The organism is Streptomyces actinomycinicus (assembly GCF_016741775.1).
Taxonomy (GTDB): Bacteria; Actinomycetota; Actinomycetes; order Streptomycetales; family Streptomycetaceae; genus Streptomyces; species Streptomyces actinomycinicus.
The window spans coordinates 94,476-113,580 of record NZ_JAERRK010000002.1 but is presented as its reverse complement, the minus strand read 5'-3'; the positions used below and the strand labels follow the sequence as shown (position 1 = coordinate 113,580).

Here is a 19,105-nt window from a genome sequence, read left to right as displayed (position 1 = left end):
GGTTCCCCGTCATCCGCGGGCCCGGCGGGCCATGTCGTGCAGCACCCCGGAGGTGGGCACGGGCGCCTGCCGGACGCCGGTGAGCTTCTGGTTGAGGTAGGCGGATCGGTCGCCGGTGGCGGCGACGAATTCGGCGGCGTCGCCCTGCGGCCGGAAGCCGTGCCGTACGGCGAGCTTGCGCAGGGCCGGGTCGGTGCTGAGCAGCTCGCCCAACGCCCGGCCGGCCGCGTCGAGCGGTACGACGGTGTGGTCGCTGTTGACCGTGGTGTCGGGGTACAGCACGACGAGGTCGTCCACCGCGTGCTGCTCCGCGAGCAGGGCGGCCACCTGCGACTCGTACACCAGAACCAGCGGGTTCCCGGCGCCGCTGACGAAGTCCCGGAACACCGCGTCCGAACTGGACTGCTGGGCGCCCTGGACGCTGACCAGCTTGTGCAGCAGGGGAGCGGTGCGCTCCACGTCGGCCTTGCCCGACACCACCTTGCCGCCGCCCGCGACGTACGAGGAGGCCGCGAGGTACAGGGCACCGGAGTTGGAGGACTCGGGGTCGGTGCTGGCGATGTACAGCGCCCCGGTCAGCTCGCCGTACTTCGTGGCCCCCTTGAGTTGCTGCCAGGTCCGGTCGTGCCGGGCGGCGTCGAGATAGGCGCGCATCTTCAGCGTGCCGCGGTTCCTGCCGTCCAGGGTCGCGAGTCCGTTGCCCGCGAGCACGTCGGCCGCGCTGCGGTGGGCCACGACGACCAGCGGCGAGTAGAAGGGCCGGGGCAGCGGCTCCTGCACGTGGTACTTGTGGGCCAGTTGGCGGGCGGGCGCCTGGCTGGACGGGAAGGCGAAGTCGTAGCCCTTGAGGTCCAGCCCTTCCATGGCCCAGGACCCGGAGGCCTCGGCCTTCACGGTGTAGCCCTTGGCGGCGAGGGCCTTCACCACGTCGGGATCGGCGAAGAAGTCGGCCTTCTCCGATCCGATCACTCCACGCACGGTCTTCGTTGCCGTGCCCTTGTCCTCCCCTTGCCGGCCCGCGACGACGGCGGCCACCACGCCACCGAGCAACAGGACCGCGAGGACGATTCCCGCGATACGTCTCACGCGGCAGAGCGTGCTCGCGGAACCCAACATTCCCCGAGGGGGCCGGTGAACGGGAGGTGACATACCGGCCCCGGCCCTGCAACGCGCCGGAGCCGGTGCGGTGTGTGGCGCCCGGTCCGCGTGTCGCTGCGGGTGCACGCGGACCGGGGCCGATCGTGGGACCCCCTGGGGGGTCAGTTGGCGGTGCTGAGTTCCTTCGGCCCGGACAGCGCGGCGGTGTGCGCGTCCATCCGCTCGGCCGTGAGGATCGCCACCGCCGTGTCCGCACGGGACGCGGCGACCACCAGCGCCCGCCCGGCGAGCGTGTGGGCGCGCCGGTGCAGGGCGACCGGGTCACCCGTCGCGGCCGGCGCCGCCCGCAGCGGCGTACGACCGCCCCGCAGCCGGGCCACCTGCTCCGCGAGGCGCTCCGCGGCCGTGTCCAGGCCGGCGGACGGGGTCAGGGCGCGCAGTTCGTCGGTGACGGCGAGCAGCGCGGCGAGATGCCCGGCGAGCTGGATGTCCAGCTCCTCCTCGCGTGACCGGTGGGGGAAGTCGGAGGGGGTGCCGGCCGGCGTGTGGACCGACTTGGTGCGGATCGGTTCGTACATGGGGGACGGCCTCCTGTGCTCTCAGGAAGCCATCCTAGCTTAGATTTCGTCTAAAGTTGAGTCGGTTCACGGACTGCGGTCCGCCGGTCTCGGTCCGCTACGGCTGCCCGTATCCGTCCAGGAAGTTCCCGATCCGGGTCACCGCGTCCCGCAGATCGGCGACCGTCGGCAGGGTCACCACCCGGAAGTGATCCGGCTCGGGCCAGTTGAAGCCCGTGCCCTGCACCACCATGATCTTTTCCTGTCGCAGCAGGTCCAGGACCAGCTGCCGGTCGTCCCTGATCTTGAATGCCTGGGGGTCGAGGCGCGGGAAGAGGTACAGCGCGCCCTTGGGGCGGACGCAGCTCACGCCCGGGATCTGCGTCAGCAGCTCGTACGCCGTGTCCATCTGCTCCTTCAGCCGCCCGCCCGGCAGCACCAGGTCGTTGATCGACTGGCGTCCGCTGAGCGCGGCGACCACCCCGTGCTGGCCCGGCATGTTCGCGCACAGCCGCATGTTCGCCAGGATCGTCAGGCCTTCGAGGTAGGAGTCGGCGTGGGCGCGCGGGCCGGAGACGGACATCCAGCCGACGCGGTAGCCGGCCACCCGGTACGCCTTCGACATGCCGTTGAAGGTGAGGGTCAGCAGATCGGGCGCGATCTTCGCGGTCGGGGTGTGCGTGGCGCCGTCATAGAGGATCTTGTCGTAGATCTCGTCCGAGCAGACCAGCAGATTGTGGCGGCGCGCGATGTCCGTCAGGCCCTTGAGCACGGCCTCGTCGTAGACCGCGCCGGTGGGGTTGTTCGGGTTGATGATGACGATCGCCTTGGTGCGGTCGGTCACCTTGCGCTCGACGTCGGCGAGGTCGGGCATCCAGTCGGACTGCTCGTCGCAGCGGTAGTGGACGGCGGTGCCGCCGGACAGGGAGACGGCCGCGGTCCACAGCGGGTAGTCCGGGGACGGTACGAGGACCTCGTCGCCGTCGTCCAGCAGGCCCTGCATCGCCATCACGATCAGCTCGGAGACGCCGTTGCCGATGAAGACGTGCTCGACGTCCGTCTCGATGCCGATGGTCTGGTTGTGCATGACGACCGCGCGGCGGGCGGCCAGCAGACCCTTGGCGTCGCCGTAGCCGTGCGCGCTGGAGACGTTGCGGAGGATGTCCTCCAGGATCTCCGGCGGGCACTCGAAGCCGAACGCGGCCGGGTTGCCGGTGTTCAGCTTGAGGATGCGGTGACCGGCTGCCTCCAGCCGCATCGCCTCCTCGAGCACCGGGCCCCGGATCTCGTAACAGACGTTGGCGAGCTTGGTCGACTGGATCACCTGCATGTCGTGAGCTTACGGCCCGGTAAAGCCCCCTGGGCCGTGTTTTCCGCCACGTGAGACACCGAGGTTTGCCCGGATATCGCCTTCGGCTGTCTCAGGAGTCACTTGCGTCCCTACAATCCGCTGGCATGTCCACGGAACGGGAGTACGAGGCGGGGGCGTTCGGCGTGCACGGAGCGGGTGGTGCGCCCGGGGTCCGGCCGAACGTGTACCAGCCGCAGCCGGCGCCGGCCCCGGCCTACGAGGAGTACGCCGACCCGGCCATGGCGCACGGCTGGCAGAACGCGTACGACGAGACGCGCGAGCTGCCCGCCCTGTCCGGGGCCGGGACCGAGGCCGCGGAGTCGGAGTCGGAGGAGACGGTGTGGGAGTCCGCCGCGACGGCGGGCGGAACGGCGCGGCGGTGGCCGCCGCCGGGTCGCGGTCGTCGCCGGAACCCTGGGCGTGGCCGTGGCCGGTGCCGTGGCGGCGTTCGCCGCCCTGGGCGGTTCGGACACCCCGGACGGGGCGGGTCCCGGGAGCCGCGGAGGCGTCGCAGGGGTCGGTTCGGCTCCGGCGAGCCCGAGCGCGGACACCGCGTCCCCGGCCACGGCGTCCCCGGCCACGGCGTCCCCGGCGGCCGGCGACGGCTCCGGCGCGCCCTCGTCCGGCCCGGTCGCGTCCTCCCCGGCGGCCGGCGCCACGGAGGAGGGCGGGACGGCAGGCGGTCCGGCGGCCACGACCTCCGCGCCGGCCGCGTCGGAGTCGGGCACCCCGACGCCCGCGCGGACGACCGCCGTGCCGACGGTGACGTCCTCGACCACGCCCGTCGGCAAGGGCCACGGCCACGGCCGCGGCAATCCGAACCGCCCGGGCTGAGCGCCTGCGCGCGGCGGAACCGCGGCAGGGCCCACGGCCGCGGCGACCCCTACCGCCCGTCCTGGGTGTTCTGCGGGCAGAGCAACCGCGGCAGGACCCACGGCCGCGGTGATCCCGTACCGCCCGTCCTGGGTGTCTGCGGGCAGAGGAACCGCGGCAGGGCCCACGGCCGCGGTGATCCGGTACCGCCCGCCCTGAGGTGTCTGCGCACAGGGAAACCCCTACGGCCTGGCTCGGCTTCTTGTCCCGGCCCCTCTCTGCGCTGAGAATGCGCATGACAACCGAGGGGCGGCCGGAAGACTCCGGTCGCCCAAGTCGTAAGAGGGGACCCCCACATGAACAAGCCTCTCCTTGCCGCGCTCTCCACCCTGGCGATAGCCGGGCTGGGCGCGACCCCGGCCGTCGCCGCACCCCAGGGCGCCGGGACCGCCGCCCCGCAGTCGGCCAAGGCGGTGACCGTCAACTTCGCCGGCACCGTCTCGCTCAGCAACTGCTCCGGCTCCGTCATCCGCTTCCCCAACTCGGCGGACACCGACCCGGCGCTCGTGCTGACCAACGGCCACTGCCTGGAGACCGGCATGCCGGACGCCGGTGAGGTCATCACGGGCCAGTCCTCCAGCCGCAGCTTCGGCCTGCTGAACGCCTCCGGCACCAGGATCGGGACCCTCCGCGCCAACCAGGTCGTCTACTCGACCATGACGGACACGGACGTCACGATCTACCGCACCACCACCACGTACTCGGCGATCAAGAACTCGTACGGCATCAGCCCGCTCACCGTGCAGGACACGCACCCCACCGCCGGTACCGCCATCAAGGTGGTCTCCGGCTACTGGAAGCGCATCTACAGCTGCAACGTGGACGGCTTCGTGTACCGGCTGAAGGAGGGCGACTGGACCTTCAAGGACTCGCTGCGCTACACCTCCGCCTGCAACACCATCGGCGGCACCTCCGGCTCCCCGGTCGTCGACACCGCCACCGGCAAGGTCGTCGCCGTGAACAACACGGGCAACGAGGACGGCGAGCGGTGCACGGTGAACAACCCGTGCGAGGTCGACGCCAACGGCAACGTCACCGTCCGCCAGGGCATCAACTACGCCCAGGAGACCTACAACATCCCGGCCTGCTTCACCACCGGCAACAAGCTCAACCTGAGCGCCGCCGGCTGCACCCTGCCCAAGCCGTAACCCCGGCGGCGGGCGGTCACGCCGGGGTGCGCCGGACCGCCCGCCCCGCCAGGACGTCCGTCCGCTTCCCGTCCTCGACGACGAACCGGCCGTCGATCAGCACGTGCGGGATGCCGGCCGGCAGCGCCCGGGGCTCGGCGAAGGTGGCGCCGGGCGCGACCGTGTCCGGGTCGAACAGGACCAGGTCGGCCCGGTACCCCTCGCGCACCAGGCCGCGGTCCGGCAGGCGCAGCCGGGCCGCGGGCCGGCCGGTGAGGCGGGTGACACACTCCTCCAGCGTCAGCAGGCCCAACTCCCGCACGTAGTGGCCGAGATAGCGCGGGAAGGTGCCGTAGGCGCGGGGGTGCGGCTTGGCGCCCTGCAGGATGCCGTCGGAACCGCCGGTGTGCGCCCGGTGCCGCATGATCGTGCGGACGTTCTCCTCGTGGCCCACGTGGTGCAGGATCGTCGTGCCCAGCCGGTCCCGCACCAGGAGGTGCCGGGCGGTGTCCCACGCGGGTTCGCCGCGCCGCTGCGCCGCCTCCCGGACCGTACGGCCCACGAAGTCGCCCAGCGCCGGGTCGCTCACGCCCGAGATCTCGATCGTGTCCCACTCCACCGGCACGCCGTGGTGGCCGTCGGAGCCGGTGACCTCCAGGTCGTGCCGGATGCGCTCGGCCGTCGCCGGATCGGTGAGCCTGGCCAGGACCTCCTCGGGGCCGCCCGCGCTCGCCCAGCCCGGCAGCAGCGCGGCGAGCGTGGTGCAGCCCGGGGTGTAGGGATAGGTGTCCAGCGTGATGTCCGCGCCCGCGTCCAGGGCCCGGTCGAGCAGCGCCAGCAGCTCGGGCGCCCGGCCCTCGTTCACGCCGAAGTTCATCGTCGCGTGCGCCAGGTGCAGCGGGCAGCCCGCCTCCCGGGCCAGGGCGACCATCTCGGCGTAGGCCTCCAGGGCGCCGGCGCCGTAGGAGCGGTGGTGGGGGCAGTAGTAGCCGCCGTACGAGGCCACCACCCGGCACAGTTCGGTGAGTTCGCCGTCCGGGGCGTACATGCCCGGGGTGTAGGTGAGCCCCGAGGACAGGCCGACCGCCCCCTGTTGAAGCCCCTCGGCCACCAGCCGTCGCATCCGGTCCAGCTCCGCGGGTGTCGCCTCGCGGTCCTCCCAGCCGACGGCGAGCGCCCGGACCGTGCCCTGCGGGACGAGGTAGGCCGCGTTCACGGCGATGCCCCGGCCGTCGAAACCGCGGTCGAGCCGGTCCAGGTACTCGCCGACCGACCGCCAGTCGAGGTCGATGTCGTCGCCGTACCCGTTCCAGCCGGTGATCGCCCGGCGCACCTCCTCCAGCGTGCGGTCGTCCACCGGGGCGTACGACAGCCCGTCCTGGCCCAGGACTTCGAGCGTGACCCCCTGGGCGGCCTTCGCGCTGTGGTCGGGATCGCGCAGCAGGGCCAGGTCGGAGTGGGCGTGCATGTCGATGAAGCCGGGGGAGAGGACCAGGCCCTCCGCGTCCAGCTCGCGCACGGCACGCGGCCGCTGGCAGCCCGCCGCGGCGGCCTCCTTGACGATCGAGGCGATCCGGCCGCCGTCGATCACGACGTCGGCCCGGTACGACGGCTCCCCGCTGCCGTCGACGACGTCCGCGTCCCGGATGACGAGCTGCTCCACGCGGGCCTCCTAGAAGAACGTGCGGATGTAGTCGACGACCGTCCCGTCGGCCTCGGCCACCGGGATCAGCTGCCACTTGTCGAAGGACGTGCACGGGTGGGACAGGCCGAAGCCGATCCAGTCCCCGACCTCCAGGTGCGCGCCGGGCCCGGTGCGCAGCCACAGGTGCTGGTCGGACAGGGCGGTCACCTCGATGCCGGTGGCGGGGTGCTCGGTGCCGTTCCGGCGTACCACGTGCGCCACCGGGTGGTCGAGGTCGTAGGCGGCATCGCGCTTGCCCGCGTTGACGAACGCCTCCGCCGGGGACGGCCGGGACACAACCTGGGCCCACAACCGGAACGCGGGCTCCAGCGCGCCCTCCTCGGGCACCCGGTTGAACGGGGTCAGCCTGCGGTAGTGCACGTCGTCGTGCGAGACGTAGGCACCGGAGCGGAGCAGCTTCAGGACCGGGGCGGAGAGTTCGGGTACCTCGGCGAAGACGTCGGCCACCGCGTCGAACCACTCGCTGCCGCCGGCGCTGACCACGATCTGCGCGGCGTCCGCGAACAGGCCCGCCTCGTCGAGCTCCACGGCGAGCGCGACCAGCCGCTCCAGCCAGCCGCGCACCAGCGCCGGGGAGGCACCCGGGACCTGGGCCTCGTACCCGGCCACGCCGACGAGCCGCAGCGTGTGCGTGCCCGCCACGGCGTCGGCGACCGCCAGGGCGTCCGCCCACGTGCGGACACCGGTCCGGGCACCCTCGCCCGCGCCCAGTTCCACGACCACGTCCACCGGGCGGCCGGCACCGCGCAGGGCCGCGTCCATCAGCTCGACGCCCCGCACGGAGTCGACGTAGCAGACGAAGCGGAACTCCGGGTCGGCGGCCAGTTCGCCGGCGATCCAGCGCAGGGCGGGGGCGTCCACCAGCTCGTTGGCGAGGAAGACGCGCCGGATGCCGAACGCCCTGGCGACCCGCACCTGGTGTGGCACCGCGAGCGTGATACCCCAGGCGCCGTGCTCGATCTGGCGGTGGAACAGCTGGGGGGCCATGGAGGTCTTGCCGTGCGGGGCGAAGGCCAGGCCGTGCCGGGAGGTGTAGGTCTCCATCAGCGCGAGGTTGTGCTCCAGGCGCTCGGCGGACAGGGCGAGGACCGGGGTGGTGAAGCCGTCGCCGTCCCGGAAGAGGTTGCGGCGCTGGGCGGCCAGCTCGCGGACGGTCAGGCCGTCGGCGTCCGGCGGCAGGCCCTTGAAGCGGTGGTCGACACGTTCCCCGGCCAGGCCGGCGAGACGTTCCGCGGCCAGGCGGGCCTGCGCATCGGTGCTCATGGAGCCCCTCTCTCTGCCGTTGCGCTATGTGCAACGGTCGTTGCATACAGTGCTTACTGGTGTCTAGCATCTCGCCGAACACCGGGTCAACGGAGCCGTTGCCCCGGATATCGACAGGAGTCATCATCGACGACGCTGCTTACGACTCGGCCGTCGCGCGCCCGGGGAACCTCGTGGACGTGGCGACGCTCGGCGAGTCCATGGTCACGTTCCTCCCCACCGCTCCCGGACGCCTCGCCGACGTCCCCTCCTTCCACCGCGCCATCGGCGGCGCCGAGTCCAACGTGGCCTGCATGCTGGCCGCGTTCGGACACACCGCGCGCTGGATCAGCCGGGTCGGCGCGGACGGCTTCGGGGACCACCTGCTGGAGCGGATCGCCGGGTACGGCGTCGACGTGTCGTCCGTCCGGCGCGACCCCGAGCGCCCGACCGGCGTCTACTTCCGCACGGCCGAGGACCGGGCCACCGGCGCGCACGAGGTGGCGTACTACCGCGCGGGCTCGGCGGCGTCGGCGATGAGCCCGCGGAACGTGGACCCGGCGGCGGCCCGGACGGCCCGGATCCTGCACCTGTCCGGCATCACGGCGGCCCTCTCGCCGGGCTGCCTGGACCTCCTCCGGGAACTGACGGCACCCGGCCCCGGCCGCCCCCTGCTCTCCTTCGACGTGAACCACCGCCCGGGACTCTGGCGGACCCCTGAGGCTCCTCTGCTCCTGCTGGACCTGGCCCGCAGAGCGGACCTGGTCTTCGTGGGCGAGGACGAGGCGGAGGAGGCCTGGGGCGTGACCGGCGGCCCGCGCGCCGTCCGCGAGGCCCTCCCGGAACCGGGGGTGCTGGTGGTCAAGCAGGGGCCCCGGGGAGCGACGGCATTCGAACGCACCGCGGCACCCGGCACCTTGGACCCCGACGCGGCACCCGGCACCTTCGGTCCTGACGCGGCATCCGGCTCCTTCGGTCCCGACGTGGCATCCGGCACCTTCGGCTCCGACGTGGCACGCGGCACCTTCGAACCGGCCCTCGCCGTCGACGTCGTGGCGACCGTCGGCGCCGGGGACGCCTTCGCCGCCGGGTTCCTCTCCGCCACCCTCCGCGGCCTCCCCCTGCGGACCCGGCTCCGGCACGGCCACCTCCTGGCCGCGGCCACCCTCACCGCGCCCGGCGACCTCACCGCACCCCCCGCCCGCGGCCACGCCGACCGCCTCGCCGCCCTGGACGCCGACGCATGGGAGAGACTTCGACTCGGCCCCGGCTGGACCCGAGCCGAGCAGGCCCAGGAGGAGGCAATCACCCCATGAGTCAGACCGTCGACCGCGCCCTGAGCATCCTGCCGCTGCTCGCCGAGGGCCCCGCCGACCTCGGCCAGGTCGCCGACCGCCTCGGCGTGCACAAGTCCACCGCCCTCCGCCTGCTGCGTACCCTGCACGAACACGGCCTGGTCTACCGCCAGTCCGACCAGCGCTACCGGCTCGGCGCCCGCCTCTTCGCCCTCGCGCAGGAGGCGATGGAGAACCTGGACATCCGCGAGATCGCCCACCCCCACCTCGTACGGCTCAACGAGAACTGCGGCCACACCGTCCACCTCGCCGTGTACGAGGAGAACGAGGTGCTGTACATCGACAAGGTCGAGAGCCGCTACCCGGTCCGCATGTACTCCCGGATCGGCAAACCGGTGGCCATCACGGTCGCCGCCGTGGCCAAACTGCTCCTCGCCGACCTGCCCGTCCCCGAGCGCCGCGCCCTCGCCGAGCGGCTCGACTACCCCGCGTACACGCCCCGTTCGACCCCGAACGCCGAGGCCTTCCTCAAGGAACTGGCCACGGTGCGCGAACAGGGCTGGGCCACCGACCTCGGCGGCCACGAGGAGTCCATCAACTGCGTCGCGGCCCCCGTCCGCGGCGCCGACGGCCGGGTGGTCGCCGCGATGTCGGTCTCCGCGCCGAACGTGGTCGTCACCGCCGAGGAACTCCTCACCCTGTTGCCGCTGGTGCGCCGTACGGCGGACGCCATCAGCGGCGAGTACTCCGGCAGAACACCAGTAAGGGACCCCGCATGACGGACAAGACCGCGCTCACCCCGAAGACCCACACCACCCCGCCCGCGCGGTTCTCGCACGGCGTGAAGAAGGGCAACATCCTCCAGGTCGCCGGCCAGGTCGGCTTCCTGCCCGCCGAGGAGGGCAAGCCGCCCACACCCGCCGGCCCCTCTCTGCGGGAACAGACCCTCCAGACCCTCGCCAACGTCAAGGCGATCCTCGAAGAGGGCGGCGCGAGCTGGGACGACGTGATGATGATCCGCGTCTACCTCACCGACGTGGACCACTTCGCCGAGATGAACGCGATCTACAACGCGTACTTCGACGAGCAGGGCCTCACCCAGCCGCCCGCCGCCCGCACGACGGTCTACGTCGGTCTGCCGGCCGGCCTCCTGATCGAGATCGACGCGCTCGCCGTACTCGGCTGACGCCACACCGCCCCCCGTACCTCCCGCACGGCACGGCACCCACCCCGGGTGCCGTGCCGCGATTCCCCTTGCCCGAAAGCAGCATGCATTTACGCAGAGGACCCCCGAATGTCCTACCCGCTGGCACAACCGCTCGCCGCATCCGCAACCGCAACCCCAACCGCGCCCGCCGCCCCGCCCCACACCGGCGGCCTGCTCCTCCTCCTCGACGGAACCCCCGGACTCCTCACGGTCGCCGCCCTCGGCATCGCCCTCCTCCTCTTCCTGATCATCAAGGTCAGGCTCCAGCCGTTCGTCGCGCTCCTCGCCGTCTCCATAACCGTCGGCCTGCTGGCCGGCCTCTCGGTGACCGAACTCTTCGGCACCGTCCAGCGCTCCGACGCCGTCTCCACCGTCGAGTCCGGCATGGGCGGCATCCTCGGCCATGTCGCGATCATCATCGGCCTCGGCACCATGCTCGGCGCGATCCTCGAAGTCAGCGGCGGGGCGGAGGTCCTGGCCTCCCGTCTGCTCGGCCTCTTCGGCGAGCGCCGCGCCCCGCTCGCCATGGGCCTGACCGGCCTCGTCTTCGGCATCCCGGTCTTCTTCGACGTCGGCATCTTCGTCCTGGCCCCGATCGTCTACGCGGCGGCCAAGCGCGGCGGAAAATCGATCCTCCTCTACTGCCTGCCGCTCCTCGCGGGCCTGTCCATGACCCACGCCTTCCTGCCGCCGCACCCCGGCCCGGTCGCCGCCGCCGGACTGCTGCACGTCCAGCTCGGGTGGGTCATCCTCATGGGCGTCGTCTGCGGCGTCCCGGCCGTCCTGGCCGCCTGGGCGTTCTCCGCCCGGGTCGGCAAGCGGATCTTCGTCGCCGTACCGCAGGACATGGCCGAGGCGGCCGAGGAGGCGAAGCGGGCCGTGGTGGCGGAGCAGCGCGCGCAGGGCCTGGCACCCCCGGAGAGCCCGGTGCCGCTCGCCACGGTCCTCACCATCATCGGTACGCCCCTGGTCCTGATCCTGGCCGCGACCTTCTCCTCGATCGCCCTGGACCCTTCCCCCGGCCGCTCGGTGCTGGAGTTCTCCGGCAACCCCTTCGTCGCCCTCACCCTCGCCCTGCTCCTCGCCTATTACCTCCTCGGCATCCGCCGCGGCTGGTCCCGCAAGTCCCTGGAGAGGGTCTCGACCGCCTCCCTCAAGCCGGTCGGCAACATCCTGCTGGTCGTCGGCGCGGGCGGGATCTTCGGTGCCGTGCTGAAGGCCAGCGGTGTGGCCCAGGCCCTGTCGGACACCTTCGACGGCGTGGGACTGCCGGTGATCGTGCTGTCGTACCTGATCTCGCTGGTACTGCGGGTGGCCCAGGGCTCGGCGACGGTGGCGATCGTGACGACGGCGGGCATCGTCGCCCCGCTGCTCGCCGATGGCGACCACTCCCAGCCCTACGTCGCCCTCGTCATCATGGCCGTCTCGGCGGGCTCCATCTTCGCCTCGCACGTCAACGACGGCGGCTTCTGGATGGTCGCCAAGTACTTCGGCATCAGCGAACGCGACACGCTGCGTACCTGGACGGTCCTGGAGTCGGTGCTGTCCGTCGCCGGGTTCGCCGTGGCCGGTGTGGTCAGCGTGTTCGTGAGCTGACTGGTTCCGGCACAGGGAAGTCGTCCATACTGCGGCCGTGGAGCAGCGCATAGGATCGAGCAGCAAGCCGTCCAAGGCCGAGCCGTTGAAGGCCGACCCCGTCGCGGGCGCCGGGTTCGACCCGGCCGTCATCCCCGGAATCACGGTTCCGGCACCGGCGGCACAGGCGGCACCGGTGACGAAGGAGCCGAAGGGGTCGCAGGAGCCGAAGGCCGAGGACGAGCCGGCTCCGGGGACGACGGCCGACGAGCCGCAGCCCGAGGACCCGGCGGCGGCCTCCGCGGTGCCGGCGGGCGACGACGACTCCGAAGAGCCGGCCGACGGCCCGGTCTTCGAGGCGTCCGACCGCCGGGCGCGGATAGTCGCCGACCGCAAGGGCGTCCGCCTCAGGCTGGACGAGGAGGCCTGCGAGTTCCGCTGGGACGAGATCGCCGCGGTCGAGACGGAGACGCCCCGCTTCGGCAAGCGGTACACGGTCACCGTGCACACCCCTGACCGCCGCTGGTTCCCGATCGAGATCGAGGCGGCGGCCAGGGCGCGCTTCAAGGAGTGGGACGAGCAGCTCGACGCGGTGCTCGACGCCTACTTCGAGGACGCCACGGAGGCCGAGGAGGCCGGCGGGGCCGGGGTGCCCGCTGCGGCCGAGGCCGCAGCGGCCACGAAGGAGTAGCCGTCAACTGCAGTACTGGGCGGCCTTGCCGATCGACCGGTACATGCAGTCCGCGTTCTCCAGCAGCTGCAACACGGCATCCTTGTTACGGGAGGTCTCCCGCTCGATGACTTCGTCGGGCGGGTAGAACCCGCCGTTCCAGGCGGACGTCGGGTACATCTCGAAGGTGTAGTCGAAGATCTTGTGCACACCCCAGAGGTAGTCGTCGATCGACCCGTCCGTGATGTACAGGTCGCTGGACTGCTCCGGGGTGTACCCGTTGCTGGCGGCCATCTTCTGCCCCACCGCCTTGAAGGCGGCGGCGTCGTCGGCCGTCATGCCGGTCGCGGTGTCGTCGTACGTCCACCCGAACGGCCACAGCACCAGCTCGCTGTAGGTGTGGAAGTCGATGCCCGCCTTGATCTGCTGCTTGCCGCCGACGACCCGGCTGCGCACGAAGTCGGAGACGACCTTCACCTCGGGCGCGGACTCGGGGGAGGCACCGCGGTACGTCTCGGACGACTTGCTGCCCGAGGATCCGCCGCAGCAGCCCCACTTGTAGTCCCAGTTCCGGTTGAGGTCCGTACCGACGTACGAGGAACCGGAGTTGGGCTGCCGGTTCTTCCGCCACGACCGGTACGACCCGCTGGCGATGTCGTACTCGCCGCCGTCCGGGTTCAGATCCGGGACGATCCATATCTCCCGGCTGTTGACGAGGTTGGTGATCCGGGAGTCCGACCCGTACCCGGCACCGAGTTCCCGCAGCAGGTACAGCGCCATCTCCACGGTCAGGTGCTCCCGTGCGTGCTGATGAGCCGTGAACAGCACCTCGGGCTCGCCCTCGTCGGTGCCGACGTTGTCGCTGACCTTGATGGCGACGATGTCCCGCCCCTGGTACGACTTCCCGATCACCCGCTTGCTCATGATGCCCGGGTAGGCGGCGAGCCGCTGGTCGATCTCGGCGTTCATCTCGGCGTAGTTGTGATATTTCGCGTCGGAGCTGGGGAAGTCGTAGAGCCGCGTCCCGGACCGCTGCGGAGCGGATCCCAGCTGCTGGACGTCGTACCCGAGCCGCCGCAGCTTCCGGATCTGATCGGCCCGCCCGGACACGACGACGGTCTCCTCGTCCGCCTCGTCGACGGTGACCCCGGCCGCCTGGATGGCCGTACGGGTCACGGGAGTGGTGCTCTGGTGTATCTCGTACTGCCGGACGTCGTCCCCGGAGGGTGTGACCTTCCGGGCACTGTCGGCGCTGGCCTGCCCGACGGTGGCCGAGACGGGGGCGGCGAGGGCGAGGGCCAGCAGCGCGCCGAGGGCGGCGGTACGTCTGTTGCCGCGCGCGCTGGAGCCGCGGATGCGAAGTCGCATGAACGCTCCTTGTGGGGTGGAGGTGGGGGTGTTCCAGTGCGACGTGCGGGTGCGGACCCGCCGGGGCCGCTTCGTGGGGCTCCCTGTGGGCCCGCTGTGCGGGGTTGGCGTCATGGTGAGCCGTTGGCATGGCCGGGTCAACCCTGAGGGGGGCCGATGGCGCGATCCGTTCGCCGTCCGGGAACCCTCCGCTCTCCGCACCGCCACCGCGCCACCCGGCAAGCGTGTTACCCGGCACCCGTGTTACCCGGTCACCGCGTCACCGCGTCACCGCGTCACATGATCCGTGCCCCGTGACGGTAGTGTCCGGAGTCGGTGACGAGGCATGTTCCAGTAGTGCGGTCCCGGCAGGGCGTTGCTACGGTCCGGACCGATGCGGTCGCCCGGGCCGCACTCGACCAGGGGGGACGACCCACATGAATGCCGATCGCCTCAGACCTGCCGTCATCGCCTGCGCGGCCGTCGCCTTGGCCGCGACACTCACCGCGTGCCAGGGCGACGACACCGCCAGCGGCACCGGGGCCACGCCCACCGCCGCCGCCAAGTCCGGCTCGACGCCCGGCTCCTCGGGCGGCAAGGGAGGGTCCACGGCGAGCGCGGGCACCACGGCGGCGCCGGGCACGGGTGGCGCCGGCACGGGCGGGGCCGGCACGTCGACGGCGAAGCCCGCGTCCAAGACGACCGGGCCGGCCGCCACCCCGGCCGCCGACTGCGCCACGAAGGCGCCGGACCCGGACCACGCCGACCCCGACGAGATCGTCGTCAACCGCGTCGAGGAACTTCCCGCCAGCACGGGCAAGGTGAACCTCGTCATCCAGCACGGGGCGTGGGGCTGCCCCGACAAGGAGACCGACGGCAGGCCGTTCCTGACCGACGGCGAGGACAGCCGCTGGGCCCTCGACCAGGCCGCGTACGTCACCGCCACCAACCCCATCACCAGCAGCAGCAAGAACCAGCGCATCGGCGTCCAGGAACTGATCGACTGGCTCAAGGCCCACCCCGACGCCGGCCTGGTGTTCAAGTACGGGACGGGCGACGACGGCGCGATCCACAGCCTGCAGCAGGTGTACGCGCCGTAGCCGCGGCTGGGGCGACGGCTCGTCCGACGTGACGCCCCTCCGGCTCTCGTCCGGTACGCGTCCGGCACGCGTCACGCACGCGTCACGCATGGGTCCGGCACGCGTCACGCACGGGTCCGGCACGCGTCACGCATGGATTCGGCACGGGTCACCCGCGCATCCGCGGGGCACCTGCCCTGATCACCACACCTGACATGATCACCGCATGACTGGTGGAATCACGCCCTCGACCCGCCCGAGGTACGTCCTCTTCGATGTCGACGGCACGTTGATGGACGCGGTGAGCAACCAGCGCCAGGTGTGGCGAGCGTGGGCGAACCGATACGGGCTGGACGCGGACGAGGTCTACCGGGTGGCCCTGCTGACGCGGCCGACGGAGACGTTCGCGCAGGTCGCCGCGGACCACGATCCGCACGAGTGCCTGACGGCGCTGCACGAGCTGGAGGACGAGGACGTACGGTCCGGTGTCTATACGGCCTTCGACGGCGCGGCGGAGCTGCTGCACGCGCTGCCGCGCGGCTCCTGGGCGCTGGTGACCTCGAACTATGAGCACCGGGTACGGGGCCGCTTCCGGCGGACGGGCCTGCCGATGCCGGACCTCGTCGTGGACGCGGCGGCCGTGGCGGAGGGCAAGCCCTCTCCCGTCCCCTACCTGCGGGCTGCCGCACTGCTCGGCGCCGAGCCACAGGACTGCCTGGTCATCGAGGACGCCCCGTCCGGCGTGCGGTCCGGGCTCCGGGCCGGGATGACGGTGTGGGGCGTGAACTCCGAGGCGGCGGTGGAGGGTGTGCACCGCCACTTCGGGAGCCTGCGGGATGCGGTGCCGCACATCCTGGCCTTCGCATCGGGCGCCCGGGGGGACACCGCGGCCTGAACACGCGACCGGCCTTACCGGTCCGCTTCCTTGAGGGCTTCGACGAAGCGGGCGAAGGAGGCGGCCGGGAAGGTGAGGGCGGCCCGCGCCGGGGCCTTGGAGTCACGGACGGCTATGTGGGTGTCGAGGTCGGCGACTTCGACGCACGCGTCTCCCTGGCCCCCTCCGGAGAAGGACGACTTCTGCCAGGTGTGCGGGGTCAGCATGCTCACAGCTCCTTCGCCAGCCTGTGGATGAGGTCACGCGACCGGCCGGGGTCGAGTGAGGCCGCCTCCACCCTACGAAAGAGCGTTCGGTAACGCGTGAGCTGAGCCTCGGCATCGATGAAAACGGGTCCGCTCGGCCCGTCTCGGACGACGGTGTCCAGCCTGGGTAGCGGGCCGCCCGCGTACACCATGGCGGCACCAGCCCCACCGAACTCGTCCAGATCGAAGGGGACGACACGCACGGTGACGTGGTCGGCCTCCGAGACTTCCAGGATCCGGGCGAGCTGTGCCCGTGCGGCGAGCCGGTCACCGACCCTGATCCGCAACGCCGCTTCGTGGATCACCGCTTGGTACGGCACCGGTTCAGCACGCTCGATGATGACCCTGCGCTTGATCCGGTGCTCCACCCAGCGCTCGATGTCGCTCTCGGGGTACTCCGGGTTGACGTAGGCGAAGAGGGACCGGGCGTATTCCGCGGTTTGCAGCAGACCCGGGACGTGCAGGAACTCCACGTCCCAGCGGTAGCAGGCGTGGTGCTCGAGTTCGGGCAGATCCATGAACGGCGTCGGCAACCGGCCCCGGTACTCCTCCCACCAGCCGCGCGTCCTGTCGGTCGCCATGGCGATGAGGGCGTCGACCAACGCATCGTCCGTGCAGGAGTACTGGGCTGCGAGCCGCCGAACCCGCTCCTCGCTCACCCCAGCCGTGCCGGCCTCGATCTGGCTCATCTGGGCCGAGTCCGTCCCGAGCAGTGCAGCTGCCTCGCGCCCCTTCAGCCCCGCTGCTTCACGCAGCTTCCGCAGTTCGGCACCCAGGCGCTCCTGCCGTGCAGTGGGCTGCTGCCTGCGCGGCATACCTGCCTCCTTCTGCTCAACCGCACTGAACCAGTGCCTCGTTCGAGGGGTAGATTACGGCAGCCGCTTGCGGCGTCCCAAAATGTGGCCCTACTGTCGGTGACGTACCGCACACGCAACGGAAGTGCACCGCGCCGTCCTGCCATGCCGGCTGCGGCAATGCCACCACGTGCAAAATCCCTCTCTCTCACCGGAGTTGATGACGCATGTCCTCCGCCGAACCCTGGGACTACACGCTCTACATCCCCAACGACCTCAGAGCCGTGACGGTATGTCGCCGGACTCTGCGCCTGATCCTGACGATGCACGGGCTGATCGGCCTGGTGGACACCGCGGAGCTGCTCGCGACGGAGCTGGTCTCCAATGCCGTACGGCACACCAAGGGGCCGGCCGCGCTCAGGGTTCGCCGTACCGGGGACGGGGTGGTGTGGATCGGAGCGTGGGACACGGACCCGGCACCACCCGAGCCACCCCGGCCGCCGGCCCAGGTCACGGAATCGGAGGACGGCCGGGGGCTGGGGCTGGTCGTGGCGTGCGCGGACCACTGGGGGTGGCAGCCGTCGGCGAGGTTCGGGGACCGGGGGAAGTACGTGTGGTGCGAACTTGCCGCGGCCTAGCTCGTTGATCACGTCGTACGAAAGGCGAACTGATGGTCGGCTCTTCGCACGAAGCACTGCACCGGATCTTCCAGAAGGATCCGGCGCTGCTGACGAAGGCGTTACAGCGGGTACTGCGCGTGCCGTTCCCCGAGCCAACGGAGATCGCCGCGCTGAACGTGGACCTCACCGAGATCGAACCGGTCGAGCGCAGGGTGGACACGCTGCTGCGGGCGGAGACGAACGAGGGCACGTACCTCTTGGTGGTCGAGTCGCAGGGGAAGGCGGACGAGCGGAAGCGGGGCAGCTGGCCCTACTACCTGTCGTACCTGTACGAGAAGTACCGGTGTGAGCCGGTGCTCATCGTCATCACGCAGAACAGCGCCACGGCGAAGTGGGCGGCACGGCCGATCCGCTTCGGCTTCCGTGAATGGCATTCGCTGACGGTGCGGCCGTTGGTGATCGGTCCGGACAACGTGCCGGTGATCGCAGACGTGCGGCAGGCCGAGCGGGACGTACCTCTTGCGGTGCTCTCGGCGATGACACACGGGCGTGGGCCCCAGGCTCCGGCCATACTGGAATCCCTGGCAGCCGCCCTGCGGACCATCGACCCCGACAACGCCGCGGTCTTCGTGCAGTTCGTCGACTCCTGCCTGGCCGACCCCCAGGCGAAGCAGATGTGGAGGGACCTGATGACGGCAATCCAGTACTTCTGGCGCCACCCACTCGCCGAACAGGTACGCGAGGAGGGGAGGGAGGAGGGCCTGGAGGAAGGTGTGGAACAGGGGCGCATCCAGGACCGCCAGGAGATGACCCTCCGCATCCTCGAATGGCGCGGAATCCCGGTCACCGACGCGGCCCGCGAGCGAGTCGAGGCCTGCACGGATCTCGACCAACTGGAGGCGTGGGCCCAGAAGGCCGTCCACGCCACGGATGCCGCGGGACTGTTCACCGAGGACTGAGAGCGTACCGGTGGCTGCCCTGAGCGGCGGTCACCGGAACGGAAGGAGGACCTAGGGTTCTCCTACTTCGTTGACATATGCCGACAGCCCTGAAATGAAGACAAAATCCGCTGTCGCTTTGATGTGAGTTCCGGATGACGTGAGACCAAGAGTGACGCCATCCTTTGCAGTAAGAGAAACGTTCGCGGTCGTGGAGGTGGTGAACCCTTCCAACGTGATGGCATGAAGATTGCCCATTGAGATCTCGACTTGTACTGTGTTGAAGCCTTGGACAGCCCATTTACGAGGAGGCTGGTCTGGGTAGCGAGGCAAGTCCAGGCGAATTCTCAGAGTCGGCCCATCCTCGTGTAGGGCCACTTCGTGTACGCGGACGCCTGAAAGGTCGGGGGGGTCCCCCTGATAGACGGCCTCAAGCCCCTCAGGGTTGCGTACCAGTGACGTCCACGGCATCTCGTGTCGGCCTCCT

At 71.1% G+C, this 19,105-nt stretch carries 20 protein-coding genes; 11 read left to right on the top strand and 9 right to left on the bottom strand.

Going from position 1 to position 19,105, the window contains the following annotated elements; all coding sequences use genetic code 11:
* Positions 1-9 precede the first annotated feature (9 nt).
* From JK359_RS04540 to JK359_RS04530, 3 genes are all read right to left on the bottom strand, one after another.
* Positions 10-1,086 carry a substrate-binding domain-containing protein gene (locus JK359_RS04540; protein ID WP_307787962.1) on the bottom strand — a complete coding sequence of 359 codons (1,077 nt, stop codon included), beginning with the start codon at positions 1,084-1,086 and terminating at the stop codon, positions 10-12.
* Between the two features lie 173 nt (positions 1,087-1,259).
* Positions 1,260-1,676: an SCO4983 family protein gene (locus JK359_RS04535; RefSeq protein ID WP_201831859.1), complete on the bottom strand. Its 417-nt coding sequence runs from the start codon at positions 1,674-1,676 to the stop codon at positions 1,260-1,262.
* Positions 1,677-1,773: 97 nt separating this feature from the next.
* Positions 1,774-2,985, bottom strand: coding sequence for a pyridoxal phosphate-dependent aminotransferase (locus tag JK359_RS04530; RefSeq protein ID WP_201831857.1), 1,212 nt, complete (start codon positions 2,983-2,985; stop codon positions 1,774-1,776).
* Positions 2,986-3,426: 441 nt separating this feature from the next.
* On the opposite strand from JK359_RS04530, the gene JK359_RS38775 reads away from it, so the two are divergent.
* Both JK359_RS38775 and JK359_RS04520 read left to right on the top strand, forming a co-directional pair.
* The gene (locus JK359_RS38775) at positions 3,427-3,840 is read left to right on the top strand and encodes a hypothetical protein (protein WP_236677303.1); all 414 of its coding nucleotides are present in this window, start codon (positions 3,427-3,429) and stop codon (positions 3,838-3,840) included.
* 335 nt (positions 3,841-4,175) lie between these two features.
* Complete coding sequence (locus JK359_RS04520; protein WP_201831849.1) at positions 4,176-5,027, top strand: S1 family peptidase; 852 nt, start codon at positions 4,176-4,178, stop codon at positions 5,025-5,027.
* Positions 5,028-5,043: 16 nt separating this feature from the next.
* On the opposite strand, the gene JK359_RS04515 is transcribed toward JK359_RS04520, so the two are convergent.
* Both JK359_RS04515 and JK359_RS04510 read right to left on the bottom strand, forming a co-directional pair.
* On the bottom strand, positions 5,044-6,669 hold the full coding sequence (locus JK359_RS04515; protein WP_201831847.1) for an N-acyl-D-amino-acid deacylase family protein: 1,626 nt from the start codon (positions 6,667-6,669) through the stop codon (positions 5,044-5,046).
* A 9-nt stretch (positions 6,670-6,678) separates the two neighbouring features.
* A complete protein-coding gene (locus tag JK359_RS04510) occupies positions 6,679-7,974 on the bottom strand; it encodes an alanine racemase (RefSeq protein WP_201831845.1) in 1,296 nt (431 codons plus the stop codon).
* A gap of 200 nt (positions 7,975-8,174) precedes the next feature.
* Here JK359_RS04510 and JK359_RS04505 point away from each other — a divergent pair, with 200 nt between their 5' ends.
* The 5 genes from JK359_RS04505 to JK359_RS04485 all read left to right on the top strand — a co-directional run bounded on the left by JK359_RS04505 (position 8,175) and on the right by JK359_RS04485 (position 12,721).
* Positions 8,175-9,269, top strand: a complete 1,095-nt coding sequence (locus JK359_RS04505; RefSeq protein ID WP_236677356.1) for a sugar kinase — start codon at positions 8,175-8,177, stop codon at positions 9,267-9,269.
* Positions 9,266-10,027, top strand: coding sequence for an IclR family transcriptional regulator (locus JK359_RS04500; protein ID WP_201831842.1), 762 nt, complete (start codon positions 9,266-9,268; stop codon positions 10,025-10,027). Before JK359_RS04505 ends, JK359_RS04500 begins: the two co-directional genes overlap by 4 nt.
* On the top strand, positions 10,024-10,434 hold the full coding sequence (locus JK359_RS04495; RefSeq protein WP_201831841.1) for a RidA family protein: 411 nt from the start codon (positions 10,024-10,026) through the stop codon (positions 10,432-10,434). The genes JK359_RS04500 and JK359_RS04495 overlap by 4 nt, the downstream gene beginning before the upstream one ends.
* Positions 10,435-10,542: 108 nt before the next feature.
* Positions 10,543-12,051 (top strand): GntP family permease, encoded by a 1,509-nt coding sequence (locus JK359_RS04490; RefSeq protein WP_201831840.1) that lies wholly within the window; start codon positions 10,543-10,545, stop codon positions 12,049-12,051.
* 37 nt (positions 12,052-12,088) lie between these two features.
* Positions 12,089-12,721 (top strand): hypothetical protein, encoded by a 633-nt coding sequence (locus tag JK359_RS04485; protein ID WP_307787960.1) that lies wholly within the window; start codon positions 12,089-12,091, stop codon positions 12,719-12,721.
* A gap of 3 nt (positions 12,722-12,724) precedes the next feature.
* Here the strand turns inward: JK359_RS04485 and JK359_RS04480 are convergent, their stop codons facing one another.
* Entirely contained in the window at positions 12,725-14,068 is a 1,344-nt protein-coding gene (locus JK359_RS04480) for a M14 family metallopeptidase (protein ID WP_201831839.1), read from the bottom strand.
* Positions 14,069-14,484: 416 nt separating this feature from the next.
* Here JK359_RS04480 and JK359_RS04475 point away from each other — a divergent pair, with 416 nt between their 5' ends.
* Together JK359_RS04475 and JK359_RS04470 are read left to right on the top strand one after the other, a co-directional pair.
* Positions 14,485-15,147, top strand: a complete 663-nt coding sequence (locus tag JK359_RS04475; RefSeq protein WP_201831838.1) for a hypothetical protein — start codon at positions 14,485-14,487, stop codon at positions 15,145-15,147.
* A gap of 205 nt (positions 15,148-15,352) precedes the next feature.
* On the top strand, positions 15,353-16,021 hold the full coding sequence (locus JK359_RS04470; RefSeq protein WP_201831836.1) for an HAD family hydrolase: 669 nt from the start codon (positions 15,353-15,355) through the stop codon (positions 16,019-16,021).
* A gap of 14 nt (positions 16,022-16,035) precedes the next feature.
* On the opposite strand, the gene JK359_RS04465 is transcribed toward JK359_RS04470, so the two are convergent.
* Together JK359_RS04465 and JK359_RS04460 are read right to left on the bottom strand one after the other, a co-directional pair.
* On the bottom strand, positions 16,036-16,227 hold the full coding sequence (locus JK359_RS04465) for a DUF397 domain-containing protein (RefSeq protein ID WP_201831835.1): 192 nt from the start codon (positions 16,225-16,227) through the stop codon (positions 16,036-16,038).
* A gap of 2 nt (positions 16,228-16,229) precedes the next feature.
* Complete coding sequence (locus JK359_RS04460) at positions 16,230-17,081, bottom strand: helix-turn-helix domain-containing protein (RefSeq protein WP_201831834.1); 852 nt, start codon at positions 17,079-17,081, stop codon at positions 16,230-16,232.
* Between the two features lie 206 nt (positions 17,082-17,287).
* Between JK359_RS04460 and JK359_RS04455 the strand changes: the two genes are divergently transcribed.
* Both JK359_RS04455 and JK359_RS04450 read left to right on the top strand, forming a co-directional pair.
* Positions 17,288-17,698 (top strand): ATP-binding protein, encoded by a 411-nt coding sequence (locus JK359_RS04455; RefSeq protein WP_201831833.1) that lies wholly within the window; start codon positions 17,288-17,290, stop codon positions 17,696-17,698.
* A 32-nt stretch (positions 17,699-17,730) separates the two neighbouring features.
* A complete protein-coding gene (locus JK359_RS04450; protein WP_201831831.1) occupies positions 17,731-18,639 on the top strand; it encodes a hypothetical protein in 909 nt (302 codons plus the stop codon).
* Between the two features lie 51 nt (positions 18,640-18,690).
* Here the strand turns inward: JK359_RS04450 and JK359_RS40335 are convergent, their stop codons facing one another.
* The gene (locus tag JK359_RS40335) at positions 18,691-19,089 is read right to left on the bottom strand and encodes an Imm50 family immunity protein (protein WP_201831829.1); all 399 of its coding nucleotides are present in this window, start codon (positions 19,087-19,089) and stop codon (positions 18,691-18,693) included.
* Between the last annotated feature and the right edge of the window lie 16 nt (positions 19,090-19,105).